At 77.2% G+C, this 474-nt stretch carries 1 pseudogene; it reads left to right on the forward strand.

Annotated features, from left to right (window positions below):
* Positions 1-474, forward strand: a pseudogene (locus tag IMZ29_RS22460) (hypothetical protein); the annotation flags it as partial.

The following is a 474-nucleotide window of genomic DNA, read 5'->3' on the forward strand; positions in this document are numbered from 1 at the left end:
CCCGCGGCGCCCGAAGCACCGCTCGGCGTCGCTACGTCGACCTCGCCCCCGATGCCGGCGCCGCTGACCCCTCAGCGTTCGCCTCGGCCGCAAGCGTGGCCGTGCCGTTGCCAGGCGGTACCGCCACCCCGGTGGCTCCCATCACCGAGGCGAGCCCGACGCCGCCCACGGTGGAGTCGGTGCTGTCATCCGAGCCTGCCGCCGCCTCCGCACCCCCGATCGCGGCGACGGCACCGCAGCCGGCGTCTGCGCCGGCCACCGCCTTCGGCACGACGCCCGTCATCGCGCCGGCGAACTCGGGCCCGGCACACGTGGCTGAAGCCACGCCGGCCGTGCCTGGCGCCGCCGTGCTCGAACCGGCCAACACGCTGCCTGCCGAGCCGAGCCCGGTGTCCGCGCCGGCATCGCACGTGGCAGAGGCCGTGCCACCGGTGCTCGCGCGTGCGTCGGCGCCGGTCGTTGCTGCTCCGGTCG

This window comes from Verticiella alkaliphila (genome assembly GCF_018904615.1).
Taxonomy (GTDB): domain Bacteria; phylum Pseudomonadota; class Gammaproteobacteria; order Burkholderiales; family Burkholderiaceae_B; genus Verticiella; species Verticiella alkaliphila.